Below are 17,092 nucleotides of genomic sequence, written 5' to 3'. Positions count from 1 at the left end.
ACGAGAACAGCTTGTACTAACTGAGGCATGGGGGCCTGCCTTGCTCGACGTCGCCGATCCACATAATTGCGTTCATTGCCCACTTCAAGAATGCGAGGCTCTGCGTCCGCTCGACGAAGCGCAGGCTCATTATATAAATTCGATAAAAAAGGGGGAGTTCCTTGTCGCTCGCGGCGAAAGCCTCCTGACGGAAGCCGAGAACGGCAGGCATCTTTACACCATTCTGGAAGGCGTCTTTATCCGGTTTCGCTCGCTCGAGGATGGAAGAAGACAGATAGTCAACTTCATGTTCCCTGGCGATCTGGTCGGGCTGCAGGCGGCTTTCGATAATCCCGCGAACCATTCTGTCGAAGCATTAACACCGGCCCGTGTGTGTTTTTTCGACCGAGCCGATTTCGTGAAGCTTATCCAGGATAGTCCTCTCCTAGGTTACGACGTCACGTGGCTCGCAGCGAAGGAAGAGACTGCGCTGGAAAATCACATCGTGTCGCTGGGGCAGCGTAGTGCAAGAGAGCGGGTGATATTTCTGGCCATTTGGCTGATCGATCGGGCCCGAGCCACGGGCGTCGCGGCAGAAGGCAACAAGCTGGCCCTGTCGCTTACGCAATCCCAGGTCGCCGACATGCTCGGTTTGTCGCTAGTCCATACGAACCGGACTATGCGCGCCCTTCATCTCGATGGTTTGGTGGAGTGGGGTCAGAAAGAGATCTGCATTCCGAATATGGATGCAGCGGCGGATTTGGTCGGCTTTTCGCGTAGTGGGGAAGGGCAGCGCCCCTATATTTGATCCATGGTCCATGGTGGTTTGAAAAAAATCTTGATCGCTGGGAACCCGGTTCTTGCTGGCTCATTTACCCTATGTCACCGCCGAGACCCCCCTCCCGTCCAAGCGGCAGGTGATATGATCCCGAAAGGCCTTCGCTCAAAAAGAGCGGAGGCCTTTTTTCTTGATGGTTCCGAACGCAAATTTTGTTGAGGCTGCGCGGCTCCAAGGGCCGCACATTAAACGGCAACATTTAAGTCTATTGCGCTATGATTTGTCAGTCGTGCGCCAGTTTGCTGCGCAGACGGGAGATGATCCCCTCGCGCTTGGGCTCGGTGAGCAATTTCACCAGAACCTCCGGCTCATACGGCTTCTCGAGCACCGTGCCCAATCCCGCGATCTCTTCAGGAATATCTTCCGGCATACCTGTCGAGAATATAATGCGAGGACTGTCAGGCCCCAGGGTGCGGACCAGTTCCGCTATTGCCCAGCCATCGTCCCGATCTGCCAGATGCACATCTAAAATTATGACATCGGGTTGCTTGCGCCGGAGTGCCGCAAGAGCCTCGTCGGTCGTTGGGCAGATTTCCACTTCGGGAACGCCGGCATCGGTCAGGGTCTGCTCTATCGTCAGCCCGATAATCGCGTCGTCTTCCACGACCAGAACATGGCGGGGAAGTTGGGCTGGGATTGATTTTTTGTTCACGCGGCCCTTGTCGATCTCTCAATGGGTAGCGCCAGCTTTGGTGGCACTGTTTCCTTCGAACGGCGATGGAAGCGTGGGAGTTCCCGAGCACGCCGGTCTGCTGGCCCGTGTTGCTTACCGGCAACTGCTTCAGCTGTCAGAGATTGATTTCTCGTAAATAACGTATTCGCGATTGATTGAGCTTTGGATGGTCTCAGCGATAGCTTTCATTCCCTTGTTGTCGTCGAGTATCCAACCGATCTCCGCTCTTTCGCTGTCATAATCGGCGGTCGCATTGCGGCGGATCAATTCGATCATCATGAAAGCGAGCTGGCTTGCAAGACGGGAGTTCTGAAACTCTTTCAGCACCCCCATGAGCGGGACACGCATCCCTGCGCCCATTGGCTTTCTCAGCCAACGCAGAAGCTTGATCCAACCGAACGGGAACAATTTTCCATCGATCCTCTTGAGGGCTTCGTTCATATCCGGGAGGACCATCATGAATGCCACTGGCGTTCCATCCAGTTCGGCGATCATGTTGAGATTTGGCTTGATGATCGGTTTCATCTTTTTCGCAGCATGAGCGATCTCGGCTTCCGTAAACGGGATGAAACCCCAATTATCCGACCATGCATCGTTCAGGATATGCAGTACTGTGCGGATTTCCGTGTCCCACCGTTTCATATCGATAGGCCGGATCAAGATGCGCTCGTTGCGCTCGCCGGAAGCGACGATCCGCTGGACCAGCTTCGGGAATTCCTGAACGATGTTAAGGTCGTAGGTATAAAGCCGCTTGGCTTCTTCCAGCCCGAAATTTTCCATCCAGCTTCCGTAATGGGCAGGGTGGTGACCCATCATGATCATGGGAGAATGGTCCTGTCCGCGAACGAGTAGCCCGGGCTCTTCCCAGATGGACAGCGAGATTGGGCCGAGCATGCGGTTCATGCCTTCGTTGCGCAGCCATTGGCTCGCCTTCGAAAGCAGCGCGTGCGCGATTTCTTCGTCTTCCGCGTCGAAATAGCCGAACATGCCGGCGCCTGGACCCATTCCTTGTTCACGAGGGAGCTCAAGGGCGAGGTGATCGATATGTGCGGAAATGCGGCCTACCGGGTGTCCATCGCGGAAAGCGATGAACAACTCGACCGTTGCGTGACCGAAAAAAGGGTTCTTGTCTGGATCGACCAGTTCGAGCTGTTCAGAGCGTAGCTGCGGAACGTAATGCGGTTCGCGTAAAGCGAACTGGCGGCCAAGATCGACGAACTCGGCGCGTCCTTTCTTGCCTTTTACCGGCGCGATTACGATATTGCTCTGGCTCACCTGTCTCATCCTTGTTCAGCCGCGGTTAGCCCTGTCTATGGCACCGCACAAAAGTCAAGGAAGCCTGAGCGGACACCGATATCTGTAATCGAATGGCCGGGCTATAATTCGGCGACTTTGTGCGCTATGGGCGCGGCCTCCGGAACGATCATTATGAACGCAGAACCAAATTTCGCCACTGCCTCAAGCGCAGCTATTACTCGCCAGCCCGGCTGGTTGTCACAGATCGCCGATGACAAGGCGATGCTGCGCGCTGCCCGCGATCTGACGAAGGATATCGCCGAACACCGAGCAAGTGTTTACTGGGCAGACATGGTCGGCTCTTCGCTGATCGGCTATGGCGCGCTAGCAGGCGCTGTTTTGGTCGATAACTCTTTGCTGGCAAGCGTTTCCGCGGTGGTCTCGGTTCTGGCGCTGTATCGGGCGCTCTTGTTCATTCATGAAATCTCGCATTTCCGAAATGGAGCGATGCCGGGGTTTCGTTCTGCTTGGAACGCGCTTGTGGGTATTCCCATGCTGACACCCTCCTTCATGTATGAACAGGTTCACACTCTGCACCACAAGCGCACGCAATACGGCACGAGTGCCGATCCGGAATATCTGCCGCTCGCGCTCATGAAGCCGTGGAGTCTGCCGCTATTCGTGATCATCGCCATATTGGCGCCGGTCGCATTGCTGTTTCGTTTCGCCGTACTGGTTCCGCTGGGAGCGATTATCCCGCCGCTTCGGCAACTGACATGGCAACGGTTGAGCGCACTTGCGATCAATCCCGACTTCCGTCGCCGCCCGCCGGAGGGCGATCTGCCGCGTCGCGTTCTGATCCAGGAAACAGCTGGCATGCTGTGGGCTTGGGCGCTGATCGGCAGCGTCTTCGCTTTCGGCTGGAAACCACTGCTGGTTGCGCTGGCCGTCGCATCGGTCGTGGCGCTGTTAAATCAGCTGCGCACATTGGTCGCGCATTTGTGGGAAAACGAAGGCGAACCGATGACTGTAACCGCGCAGTTCCTCGACAGCGTCAACGTGCCTCCCCCCGGTAGTATTGCGGAACTGTGGGCTCCAGTCGGCTTGCGTTATCATGCCCTGCATCACCTGATGCCCTCCATGCCCTATCATTCGCTGCCAGAGGCGCACCGTCGCTTGGTTGCAGCGCTTGAGACGGATTCCAGTTATCACGGCGCAAACCACGCCGGCATGGGGGTGCTGGTGGCGCGGATCGCGCGAAACACCATGCGTCCGCGCGGCTGACGCTACGCCGACTTTCAGCCGAGCAAGAGGCCATCTGCTTCGATTGTGGGATCCAGCCTTTCGTTTGAGCGGCTCTGTCGGGCTAGCTCGTTCAGATCAGCCGATATGATTTTTGTCTCGCCACTATCGTCGTCGGCTGTCGTTTCGACGTGTGTGGTATGAACGCGGTCCCTGTCAGTCTCTGATATACGCAAGGCTTGGCGTCACTGGATGCGGCCTGGGCCGGATGTGCAGTTAGGCAGTAGGCATGAGTTTGATCGGGCCCGATTTCCTTGGTGGACATCTTCCGGCGGAAAACAGTCAGGCGTTCTCGTCGAGGCCGAGGAACTTTATCATCGCGACGCGGCGTTCGCGGGGTAGACCATCCTCGACCTCTTGATCGATGTTTGCTGCTAGTCGTGGATGAGCGCTTAGATCGGTGACGGTTTTGAAGCCATGTCGGATATAGAAGGGCCCATTCCATGGAACGTCGGCAAAAGTCGTCAACGTAATCGCCCGAAAGCCGGAATTATGTGCGTCAATCGTGGCCGCTCGTAAGAGGATCGCACCGATGCCATTACGCTGATAGTCGGGGTGAACGGAGAATTCGCGAATATCGAGTTCGCGGTGAAAGGGCTCGGTTGAAATAAATCCCACAAGCGTGCCTGCACTTTCCGCCACAAGGCAATGACCCTTGCGAATTAACCGGCGCTGTTCCGGGGCGCTAAGTGCTTGAGTGCCGGCAATACCTGCCAGTCCATCGACTGTTTTGAACAATTCGCCTGCCGCGGTTTCGATCGCGGGGAGGTAGTCCGCATCCTCGGCCCAGGCCAGGCGGATGTGCCATTCAGTCATTCTTCTGTTCGGATGAGGACTGTCTCACCGATAAGTGCGAACAGGAAGAACGGAGCCCAAGCAGCAAGAAACGGAGGATAGCCACCGAAATTGCCGAGGGCGAGCGCGGCATTGTCGACCACGAAATACGCGAAACCCAAAGCCATGCCGATCAGCGCGCGAACGAAGAGCGCGCCCGACCGGGCCAACCCGAACGCGGCCACTGCGCCAAGAAGTGGCATCAGAAAAGATGATAGTGGACCCGAAAGCTTGTGCCACCATTTGGCCCGCATTTCGCCGGTTCTGCGACCAGCCTCCTCGAATGCTGAGATTTGGTCACCAAGCTCCCAGAACGGCACCGCATCAGGATCCACTTTCGCCAGATCAATCTGAGCCGGCGTAAGTTGCGTGCCGACGAGCATGCGTTCGGTTTCCCGCTGAGAAGCACTGGCGACGTCGAAGCGGGTTACATCTTCCAGTTGCCAGCCCGGCCCGGCATATCGTGCGCTGGCGGCTTCGATCTGCTCGACGATTGCCCCGTCAGCACTCCGCCGATACCAGGTAACATCCCGCATACGGATGTTCTCCCCACTGCCCGTCAACTGAGCAGCAGTGAGAATATTGGTTCCATCGGCCAGATAGACATCCACGCGAACCTGCGATTCTTCGGGGATGGGACCGAAATCGGCTGCATCCCACGCCTTGAGCGTAGCCGTCGCGCGCGTGACCACCCGTTCGTTGAAGATGAAGCTGACCCCGCCCATGACGAGCGCCGTCAGCAGAAGGGGGGCGAGCACCTGATGAGCAGAAAGCCCTGCGGCTTTCATCGCGATTACTTCGGAATTCTGGTTCAGCGTCACCAAGGTGATCAGCGTAGCCAGCAGCACCGAATAGGGAAGGAAACGCTGGACCAATTGAGGGATTCGGAGGCCCGCATATGTCAGCAATTCGCCTTGGCCATTTCCCGGCACGGCGAGAATCTCTCCGCTGGTGGAAAGCAGATCGAGCATCATCAGCACCAGAACCAGCATCGCCAGGACAGCCAGGATCCGAACCACGAACAATTTGGCAAGATAGACGGTGAGCGTGCGCGACGGGAAGAAATCAAGCTGCATGATCAGTCCTCGCCTTCCTCGCCAACCACAACGCGGCGGCGCCTGCGGAACAGCTTGCCGATGCGTTTGGCGATTTTCGAGAACCAGTTTTCCAGCGCGCCGATCGCTTGTCCGCCCGGAACGAACGCGACGCGATAATACATCCACAGGATGAGAGAGGCGAACAGCAGGAACGGCACCCAAAGGGCCAACAGGGGATCGACCATTCCCAAGGCACCTACGTCTTCGCCGTATTGGTTTACCTTGTGATAGGCGACGACCATCACGATCGAGATGAAAACGCCAAGCGCGCTGGTACTGCGCTTGGGAGGGATGCCGAGGGCGACTGCCAGCAAGGGCATGAGTGCCATCATCACGACTTCCACGAGCCTGAAGTTGAAACTGGCCTGAGAAGCGGCGCGCTTGCTCCTGGGCTCGTCGTCTGCCCATCCCATACGGAGCAATTCGGGCAGGATATATTCTCGTTCATCCTCTCCGCGCGACCGAAATTCTTCGATCGCCGGAAGATCGATTGGCAAATCATGGCGGGTGAAGGTCAGCACCCTGGGATCCTGCTGCCCGGTGTCTTGCACGATCGTTCCATCTGTAAGGCGTAGGATGATCGTATCGGGATCGTCGGTTGTGGCTAGAAAGGAGCCAGACTTTGCGCTGATCGAGAGGACCTGACCTTTGTCGTTGGCAACACGCGCGAAAATGCCCTTCAATTCACGCCCGTCATCCTCGCTCGTTTCAATTCTGAGAGCCATGCGGTCTGCGATGGTATTGAACTCACCTACCTTTACCGAAGCGCCGAGCGCGCCCGATCGCAGATCGTATTCCAACCGTTCGTAGGTGAAGCGGCTCACCGGCTGGATAAAGAATACCAAGGCGATGTTGACCGCCATCAGCGCAGCAGTGATCAGGTAAGGAACCCGCAGCAGTCGGCCATATGATAGGCCGACTGCGCGAAACACGTCGAGTTCGCTGGTTGTCGCCAATTTACGAAACGCGAGCAGTATACCCAGCAGCAATCCCAGCGGGATCGCCAGGCTGGCGTATTCCGGCATGAGCGTGGCGAGCATCTTGAAGACTACCCCTACGGGACCGCCCTCGACTGCGACAAAATCGAGGAGACGCAACATCTTGTCGAGCACGAGAAGAGAGGCGGCGAGCGCAAAGACGCCGAGCATCGGCACGATAACTAGCCGAAAGATGTAGCGGTCGATTGCGGGAATGAAATTGAACACTCGGTTTCCGGCCTGTGGGTCGTGTGGGCCGAGGCCCTAGCGCGAAAATACGCGCGCGTCATGTCTTACCAGTATCGGCTACCTGGTACGCCCTTGAACGGCCCTGCCTCACGACTGGTAATCCATCCGCCGTAAAAGCCACCAGGCTGTGGGAGCGCTCTTTCCCCATCAACCAAGCATTCGTCGAACGGTGAAGGATAGAAAGCATAATAGCGCGCGATTGGTCTGAAAGCCGTAGCCGGGTCGGGATAGCTCCAGCAAGCAGCTTGGATGCGCTCGTCATTCAAGACAACGTCCCAATATCTTGCTTGGCCTTTCCATTCGCAGAGCGATCGATGCGGATTTGGGGCGAGAAATTCGGTAGCTACATCCTCGGGCGGCAAATAATACGTCGGCGGATGGCTCGTTTCCAAGGTGCGCCATGCCTTGCGGGTTTCTGCCAGCGTCTCACCATTGTTACGGATCACGATATGCCGATCTGAAGGTTCGGCGATTGCCGGACGCGGGTAGTCCCAGACACTTTCCTGCCCTTCAGCGATCGGATCGGGTGCTGGGTGACCGAAGAATGCTATCGGCTCAGGCCTTTTCCAATGTACATTGGAGAGGATGCTGGTTTTGCCGAGCGAAATCCATCACCTGGTTCACCTTCGTTTCGGCGACTTCGTATGGGAAAATCCCGCACACCCCGACACCCTTTTGATGGACGTGAAGCATGACTCGAGTGGCCTCTTCCATGTCCATTCTGAAGAAGCGCTTCAGCACGATGACGACGAATTCCATGGGTGTATAGTCGTCATTCAGAAGCAAAACCTTGTATTGGCTGGGCTTCTTTGGCTTGGCGCGGGTTTTTGTGGCGACATTCGCCTGACCGTCACCCTCGGCTGGATCGTCGTCGCCGGTCGAAGCCGCTATCGTAAAATGGTGGTAAGGGTGGATCATCACAGGGCCAATATCGTATCGGCTGGCGAAATCGCAAGCACGGAAACTAGCTTGGTTCGATTGATGGATTGCAGTCCAGCACGATCCCATCTTGATGTGGGAAGGAACCGGGACGACTGTCGAAAACGAAACGGGCCGAACGGCAATTAATGCCATTCGACCCGCGTTTTCCAACCACCGGGCAAGGGAGAGGAGAGAAGCGCCTGGTGTATTGAAGCTTGTTTGATCAGGCCGCTGTGCGGACCTTTTCTGCAGCGAGGCTCATACGGTTCGAGAGCGGCGCGAAGGCATCGTTTACCAGCTTCAGCATGGTTTCGGTGTTCTTCGATGCGGTCGAAACCATGGCGTCGAAATTGCGACGCGCGATCTCACCTTGAAGCTGGAACAGATCCGTCGGCGACTTCACGGCAGCCATGCTCTTTACGTCGCCCTGTACGGTGTCGGCGGCAGACTTCGCCTCTTCGACATAAGCACGTCCCATGTCCTGCATGCCCGAAGCCAAGATCTTGCCGCTTTCGACGAGGGCTTCGAGATTGCCTTTCTGGAACTCGACAGCTTCTTTGGTCATCTCGGTGCTTTTTTCATAGGCGGCCTTGGCGCGGCTTTGCATTTCATCAGCCATATCCTTTGCGGTGGCTGCGTAATCAGCGGTTTTTTCTGGTTTGGCATTGGCCATGATGGTTTCCTTTAACTTGGTAATCGAGGGGGGGGAGGTTTCTGGAGCAGAAGGCTTGACCGCCTTCTTTGAACCGCTCTTCCGGGAAGAAGCTTTCTTTTTGGAAAGCGTCTTGGGAGCGTCCGCAGGTCTGGTTTTAGTCTGACCCGAAGTGGAACTCGCAGGAGCGGCAACTGCTTTCGCTACTGCATCGACTTCCACCGGACCGGAGCTTTTCGCTTCCATCGTCTTGCCAACGGTTTTGGCATTCGCCGTAACAGCTTTGTCGACGGCGTCGTTGTAAGCTTTTTCAGTCGCAGCGGCGCTCTTGTCCTGATCTTCGGCCATCGGAATAACCTCGTCTTTGTTGCACTGCACAAAATAGGCATGGCGGCAGCAAAGTCAAGAAAATTGTGCAGTGCACAATGGGCGGGTTCGTTTCATTCCAGTCGATAAAGCTCGAGTCGCCTGAACCCGGCAACGGGTTCGTGCTTCAACAAGCTGTATGTGTCTGAAAGCCGGACCTGACGTTATTCGCTCCAAGCTGATCTTCCGACGTTCCCCGCCTGGAGAACAGCGGTCTACCGGGTCATGACATACCGCCCCGGCGCATCTTCGATGGTTTTATCACCTTTGCTGCCCGGCTTGCGTTTCCCGGTAGCGGGTACGGTTGTCGCGTCCTGACTGCGCAGCCATTCAATCCAGTCGGGCCACCAACTGCCGGGGTGCTCCTCGGCCGTCTCGCGAAAGTCGGCGAGCGTGCGGGGCTCTGCGTCGTTAGTCCAATACTGGTATTTTCCAGATGACGGGGGATTAACCACACCGGCAATATGGCCCGACCCTGCGAGGATAAATTTGACCGGCCCGGAGAATTGCTCTGTCATCCGCCAGACACTCTCGGCCGGTGCGATATGGTCCTCTTTCCCTGCCTGAACGTAAGTGGGTGTCTCGACCAAACCGAGATCTATTGAGGTGCCGTCGATGCTGAGCGCATCGGCCTTCACCAGCAAATTATCCCGGTAGAGGTCACGTAGATATTGTTGATGCCACTTGGCGGGCAGGTTGGTGACGTCCCCGTTCCAATGGAGCAAATCGAATGCAGGATACTCCTCACCGAGCAGATAGTTGTTGACAACATAATTCCAGATCAAATCGGTGCCGCGAAGGAGATTGAATGTCGCCGCCATGTAGCGACCATCCAGATAACCATCTGGAGAAAGCGCCTTGACCGTACCCAGTTGCTGGTCATCCACAAAGTTCAGCAGTTCGCCAGCCTTCTCGAAATCGACTTGCGCTGTGAAGAAAGTCGCGCTTTTCACGCGATGTTCTTCGCCGCGACGGTGAAGAAGTGCGAGCGTCGCGGCGAGGGTAGTGCCAGCGACGCAGTAACCGATTGTATGCACACTCGGCACATCGAGACGCTCGCGAATTTGATCGATCGCATCGATCTGCGCTTTGACATAATCGTCCCAGACCACGTCTTTCATGCTTGCGTCAGCTGATTTCCAACTGACCATGAAGACGGTCACACCCTGTTCGACCGCCCATTTGACGAAGCTCTTCTTCTCATTGAGGTCGAGTATGTAGAAGCGGTTGATCCACGGTGGAAAGATTACCAGCGGCGTGGACAGCACTTCGTCTGTGCTGGGGTTGTATTGGATAAGCTGATAGAGCGGTGTCTCATAAACCACCTTGCCGGGTGTCGTGGCGATATTTTCGCCCAGAGTGAATGCATCCGCGTCGGAATGGCTAAGCTGGCCGCGTCGCATGTCGGCCAGAAGGTGCTCCATGCCTTTTACCAGGTTCTGACCGTGGGTTTCGAGCGTGCGCTCCATCACTACGGGGTTGAGGAGGGGGAAATTGGCGGGACTCGCCGCCTCCGTGAGTGCCCTCGTGGTGAAGCGCAACTGCTCGCGTTGCTGGGGGCTGAGGCCAGTGATGTCGTCCGCCATCTGCTCCACCCGCTCAGCTAGAAAAAGATAGGTTTGATGGATGAGCGCATAAGCGGGATGCGCGCGCCACTTCTCATCCGCGAACCGCCGATCCTTCCGGGGAAGTTCTATATCGTCGGTGGCACTATCCGTTGCTTTTGGCCCCAACCCATATTGGCCCAGCACATCAGACCAAAGTTTCATTCCCTCGTCCCACAGGGCCTGCTGCTGTTCCGCCTGCGCGATCGGCATCTGCTTGTACCAGTCGCTCGCCAGAGCGATCCAGCGTGAGGGATCGAAATAGGGCACCAAGGCTTGCGGATTGCTCATCTGCTCAGTCTGGAATTGCGCCCATAATGCCTGCAATTGCGCACTTGATTCGGCCCAGGCCTGCATATCTTCCGGCCCCATCGACTGGTCTCCCGTCATGGCCGCCGGATCCATTGCGCCTGTCATCGGGGCGAAGAGTGCGCGCATCAATTTTGCGGGCTGTTCATAGAGGTTGGTGAACGGATCGGGTGTCTCGGCCATGTCTCTCCCCTTCAGGCGCGAAGCAGCACTTGATAGGCCTCTACGATAATTCTCTGGCTCGCAAGAGCGAGCACCTTTGCGTGTGAGGCCCGAATAGGTAATCAGTGTGACTCTAACTACGCGCAACGGAGCCTAAATGTCCGACGAATTTTACCGCATCAAGCGCCTGCCTCCTTATGTGATTGCAGAGGTGAACGCGATGCGGCACGCGGCGCGGCAAGCTGGGCGTGACATAATCGACCTGGGGATGGGCAACCCCGATCATCCCCCGCCGCAGCACATCGTCGACAAGCTGTGCGAAGTCGCCCAGAAGCCGAGCGCCCACGGATATTCGCAGTCAAAGGGCATCCCTGGGCTCAGGAAAGCCCAGGCGAATTATTATCAGTCCCGCTTTGGGGTGGAGCTGGACCCAGACAGCGAAGTCGTGGTCACGATGGGTTCGAAGGAAGGACTCTCTTCGATGGCCACCGCGATCACGGCGCCGGGTGACGTGATCCTCGCGCCCAGTCCCAGCTATCCCATCCACACCTTTGGCTTCATCATCGCTGGCGCCACCATTCGTTCCGTCCCGACCACGCCCGACGAACGCTACTGGCAGGCGCTCGACAGCGCGATGGCTTATACCGTCCCACGGCCTACCGTTCTGGTGGTAAACTATCCCAGCAATCCCACTGCGGAAGTTGTCGATGCTGCATTTTACCAGCGTGTCGTGGACTGGGCCAAGGAAAACAATGTCTGGGTGCTTTCCGACCTCGCCTATTCAGAGCTTTACTACGACGGCAAGCCCACACCCTCGATCCTGCAGGCAAAAGGCGCCAAGGATGTGGCGGTCGAGTTCACGTCGATGTCCAAGACCTATTCTATGGCCGGATGGCGCATGGGATTTGCAGTCGGCAATGCAAAACTGATTGCCGCGCTGACCCGCGTGAAGAGCTACCTCGATTATGGCGCATTCACGCCCATCCAGGCCGCGGCTTGCGCTGCACTTAATGGCCCGCAGGACATAGTGGAACAAAATCGGCAGCGCTATCAGCACCGCCGTGATGTCATGGTGGAAAGCTTCGGGCGCGCTGGTTGGGACATTCCCATCCCGGCTGCGAGCATGTTTGCCTGGGCGCCTCTTCCGCCGGGCTTCAAGCACATGGGCAGCCTCGAATTTTCCAAACAATTGCTGGAGCATGCGGGCGTCGCAGTCGCTGCCGGGGTCGGTTATGGCGAAGAGGGCGAGGGTTTCGTCCGGATCGCGATGGTCGAAAACGAACAGCGGATCCGGCAGGCAGCGCGCAACATCAAAAAATTTCTGGCGGAACACGCACGTTGAAGGACACAGGCATGACCACTGAGCGGGTGACTATCGATCTGGCCGAAAATGGCGTTGCCCAGGTGCGTTTCAATCGGCCCGACAAGATGAATGCACTCGATCCCGCACAATTCGAGGCGATTATCGAGACGGGTAATCGGTTGCGGTCTATGAAAGGTCTACGCGCTGTCGTCCTCGCAGGGGAGGGCAGGGCCTTTTGCGCCGGGCTCGATGTGTCGAGTTTCACAGCTACGCATGACGGTGATCGCGCTCCTCTGACAGCGCGCACGCACGACAATGCCAATATCTTTCAGGAAGTTGCCATGACTTGGCGGAAGTGCCCTGTCCCGGTCGTGGCAGCAATACACGGCGTGTGTTTCGGCGGCGGTCTGCAGATCGCGAGCGGTGCTGACATCCGGGTCGTGCATCCAGCTACACGCCTGGCGATCATGGAATTGAAGTGGGGTCTCGTGCCCGACATGGGCGGGTATCGCTTGTGGCGCGGTCTGGTGCGAGATGATGTCCTTCGCGAGTTGGTTTACACCAATCGTGAGTTTTCTGGCGCCGAGGCCCAGGCCCTTGGCCTGGCAACCCACGTGACCGAGGATCCGCTGGGCAAGGCGAATGATATCGCGAACGAAATCGCAAGTCGTAACCCCGAGGCCATTCGTGGAGCGAAACGTCTATCGGAAGCGATGCTGGAGAAGTCCGGCGACGAAATCCTGCTGGCCGAGAGCCAAGAGCAGGCCGCCGTGATGCGAACCCCCAACCAGGTAGAGGCGGTGATGGCGGGCATGCAGAAGCGTGCGCCCAAATTCACCGACTCTTGAGCACTTATTCCTCGCGCCAGCAGTTAAGCGCGGTTTGCGCGGAGCAAACCCCAGACAAAGATCGACCATCCGATGGTCAGCAGAAAGCTTCCGCCGAGCACGGCAAAAGCGACCAGCATCTCTGCAAACGGGCTAGCACGATAACCAGCACCCGCAATGGGAAGGACGCTGCTGGCGCCAGTTATCGCTGCGCCGGTAAGCCCAACCCAAAGCGCAAACATTCCGATAACAATGGCCCATTTGCCCAATGTTGAGGCACTTCCGGGAAGACGTATCGACGCCCAGAGCAAACCCGCGAGCATCATGGCCAAGGCGCTCTGCACAGCGGTGAGATGGGCGGAAAGCGCCATCCTCGGATTGGTGAAGCTTTGCACGATCGCTCCCTCGAGGAGGCCGAGCAGGAAAAGAATGGCTCCTGCTAGAACCAATGTCCGCTGATCTGGGGCGAGGCTCAATCTAGGGTCCTTCCTGAGCACGTTAACTTATCCGAAAATGGCGACACACTGCATGCCGTCGAGAACTTGCTTACCATCGGTATTCCATAAACGCAGACGTTCCGACGAATATCCGTCGGCTGCGTGCTGGCTGGCGTTTTCGGATAGCCACCACCCATCCCGCGTCTCGGGGCTGGTGGTAAGCAGATTGAAAGACCAGTTAATCGAACTGAGCGGGCCCTGCCGCTGCATCGCCCGCATCGCACCAGGGGGCAGTACATCTCCGAGCAGGATCAATTCACTAATCGGATCGAGGTTTTCTTTCTCAGCGAGCCGGGTCCATCGGCGAACAACCGGCTCCCCAGGACCGGTCAATTCCTGGCCGCGCCGTAACTCGAAGTTGTTCTGGATAAATGCGGGACCTTTGTCTGTCATCGTGATCTCGGCGTCTTCTGGCGGCCCCGGCCAGTCCGCAAGCTGCGCGGCAGCATGATCGGCATTCGACTCGCGCTCCGTGCCGAACAGCCAGAACGCAGTTAAGGTACATTGGCCCTCGCACCAGATTTCGCTGCGTACCTGCGCGACATTGCGACCCTGCCTTACGATTTCGCGCTTGAGCTCTACTTCGGGCCGGGTCGGTGCCACGAAGGCGATCTGAGCGGATCTCAGCGGTGGCAGATCGGCGAATGCGCGAATGACGGCCGTATAAGCGATCACGGCAGAAGCACCGCCGTACAGCGTACGCCCCTGCATCCAGTGATCGAGATTTTCAAAGCGGGTCCTGCCGCCATTGGCGGACACCGGATCGGTCAGTCTGGCAATACTCATGCACCGTATTTGCCAATGTTTTCGTCCGCGTCCAGTGCGACGTTACGTAAGGCGATTGCAAAGCTGACCCAGAATCGCTAGTGGGCCGCTTCCCGTGCCGAGAGGCCGGGCGAGGCCCGATGGCGGAGTGGTTACGCAGAGGACTGCAAATCCTTGCACGCCGGTTCGATTCCGGCTCGGGCCTCCACTTCTCTTTTGCGTAGAGAATGTGCCGCTTTAGCTCAGTTGGTAGAGCACATCATTCGTAATGATGGGGTCAGGTGTTCGAGTCACCTAAGCGGCACCACATTTCAGGAATGGCGGAAAACCGCCCATCTTGCGCACTTCCGTCTATGCCCGCTGAAAACTTTTGGGCTGAATGGGCGGGGAAATGGCCGCTTCGCGCCCCAATTTCGGCAAATTCGCGTTTTCAAATAGATGTCTGGAACCCGCCCTTCGCTTGATAACATCGAAGGCAGCCTAACGCTCTGAGGTACGACCTTGGTCTTCCGCGAGCTGGACTTTGCAAATCCTTCGCTTACGGGTCGGCCATGCGCATTCTCATGCTGACCTCGACATTGCCGCGCTTTCCCGGCGATATGCAGGCGAATTTCGTTGGCGAGCAGGCCGAGGCCTGGGCCAATGTGCGCTCGCATGTGCGCATCACCATTCTTGCTCCGGGCGACCGCGCCGCTCGACGGCGGGAAGAACGGGGTGCGATCAGAGTGGAGCGTTTCCGATACATGCGGCCGGAAAGGCTCCAGAGACTCGCTTATCCTGCGATCCTGCCAAATGTCCGGCGTAATCCGGCGCTGGCGCTTCTGATACCGTCTTTCCTTTGGTCCCAGTATCGTGCGGCGAACAAACTTGTGAAGCAAGATAACGTCGACCTCATCTACGCGCATTGGGTCATGCCGCAAGGGCTCGTAGCGTGGCGTTTGAAACACGCGACCGGGATACCCTATATCCTTCAAAACCATTCTTCCGACCTTGCCGTTTTTGAGAAGTTTGGGGAGCCTGGCAAGAAGTTGGCGCGGCAAATCATTCGCGAAGCGAACCATTTTTTTTGCGTGAACTCGCTGCAACGCGATGCCGCGGCACGTCTCTTTTCAGCAAGCGAGCGTGCCCAATTTCTTGCCAAGTGCACTGTCTTGCCGATGGGGGTCGAGCTACCCGAACCAAAATCGGACGCTCAGAGGGAGTTCGACGTCGCGACGATCGGTCGTCTCTCTGAAAAGAAAGGCATCCACTACTTGATCGGATCGGGCGAACGGCTGGCCGCAAAAGGCGTTCGACCAGCGATTGCCATCGCCGGGGACGGCGAAGAGATGGCCAGCCTCGAGGCGCTGGCGCATCGCGCCGATATCCGGTTTCTGGGGTTCGTCTCTGCAAAGGACAAAGATGCGTTCTTCGATCGCACGGCACGCTTCGCGTTCCCGGCGAAAGAGGCCGATGGCGATGTCGAGGGTTTACCCGTCTCGCTGCTCGAGGCCTTGTGCCGCGGGATGCCCGCGCTCGCTTCCCGGGATACCAATATCGAGCTGCTGCCCGAATGGGATCGCCTGCGCGAGCACGTGGTCTTTGTGGAGAACCCCGCGGACGAGGCCGCAATGGACGTCGCGCTCGAACGCCTGCTGGCGCTGCCTGGCATACCCAATGGCGAACTTGTCGAGATCATGGCTCGCTATCGTTGGGATAGGCTGATCGAGGATTATCTCGAACCGATAGAGCGGGCTGATGGCGGTTAGCCTGTCAATTGCTCTTACGCTTGCGGACGGACTATTATCGGATATGGCAAGGCTATTCCGCCAAATTGCGAAGAGGGTGTCACAGGTTCAATATGGTCGTTCACAAAGCTGATCTCAACACTTCGGAACTTCGCCGGATAAGGGCCAAGAAAATCGAGGCTCTGCTCGACCGCCCAGTTGCTGGCGCCGATCTCTTGGATTTGGGGGCAGGAAGCGGTCATCTTGCTTCCTACTTCATGGAGCAAGGAGCAAAGGTCGTTGCCGCAGATGCGGATGGCTATCGCTACGCGTCATCGGCCCCGTTTCACGAAATCAAGGGTAGCGAACTTCCGTTTGCCGACAGGTCCTTCGACATCGTGATTCTCAATCACGTTCTCGAGCATGTGGGCGACAGACCCGCGCAAAAGCAAATCTTGGCGGAAATCAGCCGTATATTACGGCCCGGCGGCACTCTCTATCTAGGCGTTCCGAACAAATGGGAGCCGATCGAAGCGCACTACAAAATGCCTTTCCTCGGGGCCTTGCCCAAAGGACTGGCGGATTTTATGGTCCGCACCGTCCGTAAACAACCGGAATATGATTGCTACCCGCTGTCCGGCCGAGAATTGTACTCCATGGTCCGCGAAAGATTCGGTAGCGTCGTAGACAAGACCAGTGAAGCCTATGACTGGGTCGTTAAAAACGAGCTTTCGGGTGCCAAGCAGGCGATCTTCAGGCTCCTGCCAATGCCGCGTCCGATCGTGTGATCCTTCA

17 protein-coding genes and 2 tRNA genes are annotated in these 17,092 nt (G+C 57.2%); 8 read left to right on the top strand and 11 right to left on the bottom strand.

The features are described from left to right. Nucleotides 1-40: 40 nt before the first annotated feature. The gene (locus K3175_RS11110; protein ID WP_221543452.1) at nt 41-787 is read left to right on the top strand and encodes a Crp/Fnr family transcriptional regulator; all 747 of its coding nucleotides are present in this window, start codon (nt 41-43) and stop codon (nt 785-787) included. Nucleotides 788-1,040: 253 nt separating this feature from the next. Here the strand turns inward: K3175_RS11110 and K3175_RS11105 are convergent, their stop codons facing one another. Both K3175_RS11105 and K3175_RS11100 read right to left on the bottom strand, forming a co-directional pair. Beyond that, a complete protein-coding gene (locus K3175_RS11105) occupies nt 1,041-1,469 on the bottom strand; it encodes a response regulator (protein WP_221543451.1) in 429 nt (142 codons plus the stop codon). A gap of 129 nt (nt 1,470-1,598) precedes the next feature. Continuing rightward, complete coding sequence (locus tag K3175_RS11100) at nt 1,599-2,774, bottom strand: GNAT family N-acetyltransferase (RefSeq protein WP_221543450.1); 1,176 nt, start codon at nt 2,772-2,774, stop codon at nt 1,599-1,601. Nucleotides 2,775-2,918: 144 nt separating this feature from the next. Here K3175_RS11100 and K3175_RS11095 point away from each other — a divergent pair, with 144 nt between their 5' ends. Further along, the gene (locus K3175_RS11095; RefSeq protein ID WP_221543449.1) at nt 2,919-4,010 is read left to right on the top strand and encodes a fatty acid desaturase family protein; all 1,092 of its coding nucleotides are present in this window, start codon (nt 2,919-2,921) and stop codon (nt 4,008-4,010) included. 300 nt (nt 4,011-4,310) lie between these two features. On the opposite strand, the gene K3175_RS11090 is transcribed toward K3175_RS11095, so the two are convergent. The 7 genes from K3175_RS11090 to K3175_RS11060 all read right to left on the bottom strand — a co-directional run bounded on the left by K3175_RS11090 (nt 4,311) and on the right by K3175_RS11060 (nt 11,220). Next, on the bottom strand, nt 4,311-4,844 hold the full coding sequence (locus K3175_RS11090) for a GNAT family N-acetyltransferase (RefSeq protein WP_221543448.1): 534 nt from the start codon (nt 4,842-4,844) through the stop codon (nt 4,311-4,313). Then, nucleotides 4,841-5,938: an LPS export ABC transporter permease LptG gene (gene lptG / locus K3175_RS11085; RefSeq protein ID WP_221543447.1), complete on the bottom strand. Its 1,098-nt coding sequence runs from the start codon at nt 5,936-5,938 to the stop codon at nt 4,841-4,843. The genes K3175_RS11090 and lptG overlap by 4 nt, the downstream gene beginning before the upstream one ends. 2 nt (nt 5,939-5,940) lie before the next feature. Then, nucleotides 5,941-7,164: an LptF/LptG family permease gene (locus tag K3175_RS11080; protein WP_221543446.1), complete on the bottom strand. Its 1,224-nt coding sequence runs from the start codon at nt 7,162-7,164 to the stop codon at nt 5,941-5,943. A 65-nt stretch (nt 7,165-7,229) separates the two neighbouring features. After that, nucleotides 7,230-7,703 (bottom strand): DUF427 domain-containing protein, encoded by a 474-nt coding sequence (locus K3175_RS11075; protein ID WP_221544118.1) that lies wholly within the window; start codon nt 7,701-7,703, stop codon nt 7,230-7,232. Nucleotides 7,704-7,740: 37 nt separating this feature from the next. After that, complete coding sequence (gene clpS, locus K3175_RS11070) at nt 7,741-8,103, bottom strand: ATP-dependent Clp protease adapter ClpS (protein WP_221544117.1); 363 nt, start codon at nt 8,101-8,103, stop codon at nt 7,741-7,743. Between the two features lie 226 nt (nt 8,104-8,329). After that, on the bottom strand, nt 8,330-9,106 hold the full coding sequence (locus tag K3175_RS11065) for a phasin family protein (protein WP_221543445.1): 777 nt from the start codon (nt 9,104-9,106) through the stop codon (nt 8,330-8,332). A 233-nt stretch (nt 9,107-9,339) separates the two neighbouring features. Then, entirely contained in the window at nt 9,340-11,220 is a 1,881-nt protein-coding gene (locus K3175_RS11060; protein ID WP_221543444.1) for a PHA/PHB synthase family protein, read from the bottom strand. Nucleotides 11,221-11,356: 136 nt separating this feature from the next. On the opposite strand from K3175_RS11060, the gene K3175_RS11055 reads away from it, so the two are divergent. Continuing rightward, on the top strand, nt 11,357-12,541 hold the full coding sequence (locus K3175_RS11055; RefSeq protein ID WP_221543443.1) for an LL-diaminopimelate aminotransferase: 1,185 nt from the start codon (nt 11,357-11,359) through the stop codon (nt 12,539-12,541). A gap of 11 nt (nt 12,542-12,552) precedes the next feature. After that, on the top strand, nt 12,553-13,350 hold the full coding sequence (locus tag K3175_RS11050; RefSeq protein ID WP_221543442.1) for a crotonase/enoyl-CoA hydratase family protein: 798 nt from the start codon (nt 12,553-12,555) through the stop codon (nt 13,348-13,350). A 23-nt stretch (nt 13,351-13,373) separates the two neighbouring features. On the opposite strand, the gene K3175_RS11045 is transcribed toward K3175_RS11050, so the two are convergent. Beyond that, nucleotides 13,374-13,805 carry a hypothetical protein gene (locus K3175_RS11045; protein ID WP_221543441.1) on the bottom strand — a complete coding sequence of 144 codons (432 nt, stop codon included), beginning with the start codon at nt 13,803-13,805 and terminating at the stop codon, nt 13,374-13,376. Between the two features lie 27 nt (nt 13,806-13,832). After that, entirely contained in the window at nt 13,833-14,612 is a 780-nt protein-coding gene (locus K3175_RS11040) for an acyl-CoA thioesterase (RefSeq protein WP_221543440.1), read from the bottom strand. A gap of 113 nt (nt 14,613-14,725) precedes the next feature. Here K3175_RS11040 and K3175_RS11035 point away from each other — a divergent pair. The 4 genes from K3175_RS11035 (at nt 14,726) to K3175_RS11020 (ending at nt 17,085) form a co-directional block, all read left to right on the top strand. Beyond that, nucleotides 14,726-14,799: transfer RNA gene (locus tag K3175_RS11035), tRNA-Cys, on the top strand. A 23-nt stretch (nt 14,800-14,822) separates the two neighbouring features. After that, nucleotides 14,823-14,898, top strand: a tRNA-Thr gene (locus K3175_RS11030). A 244-nt stretch (nt 14,899-15,142) separates the two neighbouring features. Continuing rightward, nucleotides 15,143-16,339, top strand: a complete 1,197-nt coding sequence (locus K3175_RS11025; protein WP_221543439.1) for a glycosyltransferase — start codon at nt 15,143-15,145, stop codon at nt 16,337-16,339. A gap of 92 nt (nt 16,340-16,431) precedes the next feature. Next, on the top strand, nt 16,432-17,085 hold the full coding sequence (locus K3175_RS11020; RefSeq protein ID WP_221543438.1) for a class I SAM-dependent methyltransferase: 654 nt from the start codon (nt 16,432-16,434) through the stop codon (nt 17,083-17,085). Nucleotides 17,086-17,092 lie beyond the last annotated feature (7 nt).

It is taken from the genome of Qipengyuania aestuarii (assembly GCF_019711535.1).
Lineage (GTDB): Bacteria > Pseudomonadota > Alphaproteobacteria > Sphingomonadales > Sphingomonadaceae > Qipengyuania > Qipengyuania aestuarii.
Note: the sequence above shows the minus strand (reverse complement) of the source record. Positions and strands in the feature narration are given on the sequence as shown.

Excerpts from the sequence above, each read along its gene's own strand:
- K3175_RS11100 (WP_221543450.1), bottom strand. The coding sequence starts at position 2,774 with ATGAGACAGGTGAGCCAGAGCAATATCGTAATCGCGCCGGTAAAAGGC.
- K3175_RS11095 (WP_221543449.1), top strand. The coding sequence starts at position 2,919 with ATGAACGCAGAACCAAATTTCGCCACTGCCTCAAGCGCAGCTATTACT.
- K3175_RS11090 (WP_221543448.1), bottom strand. The coding sequence starts at position 4,844 with ATGACTGAATGGCACATCCGCCTGGCCTGGGCCGAGGATGCGGACTAC.
- lptG (WP_221543447.1), bottom strand. The coding sequence starts at position 5,938 with ATGCAGCTTGATTTCTTCCCGTCGCGCACGCTCACCGTCTATCTTGCC.
- clpS (WP_221544117.1), bottom strand. The coding sequence starts at position 8,103 with ATGATCCACCCTTACCACCATTTTACGATAGCGGCTTCGACCGGCGAC.
- K3175_RS11065 (WP_221543445.1), bottom strand. The coding sequence starts at position 9,106 with ATGGCCGAAGATCAGGACAAGAGCGCCGCTGCGACTGAAAAAGCTTAC.
- K3175_RS11060 (WP_221543444.1), bottom strand. The coding sequence starts at position 11,220 with ATGGCCGAGACACCCGATCCGTTCACCAACCTCTATGAACAGCCCGCA.
- K3175_RS11055 (WP_221543443.1), top strand. The coding sequence starts at position 11,357 with ATGTCCGACGAATTTTACCGCATCAAGCGCCTGCCTCCTTATGTGATT.
- K3175_RS11050 (WP_221543442.1), top strand. The coding sequence starts at position 12,553 with ATGACCACTGAGCGGGTGACTATCGATCTGGCCGAAAATGGCGTTGCC.
- K3175_RS11040 (WP_221543440.1), bottom strand. The coding sequence starts at position 14,612 with ATGAGTATTGCCAGACTGACCGATCCGGTGTCCGCCAATGGCGGCAGG.
- K3175_RS11025 (WP_221543439.1), top strand. The coding sequence starts at position 15,143 with ATGCGCATTCTCATGCTGACCTCGACATTGCCGCGCTTTCCCGGCGAT.
- K3175_RS11020 (WP_221543438.1), top strand. The coding sequence starts at position 16,432 with ATGGTCGTTCACAAAGCTGATCTCAACACTTCGGAACTTCGCCGGATA.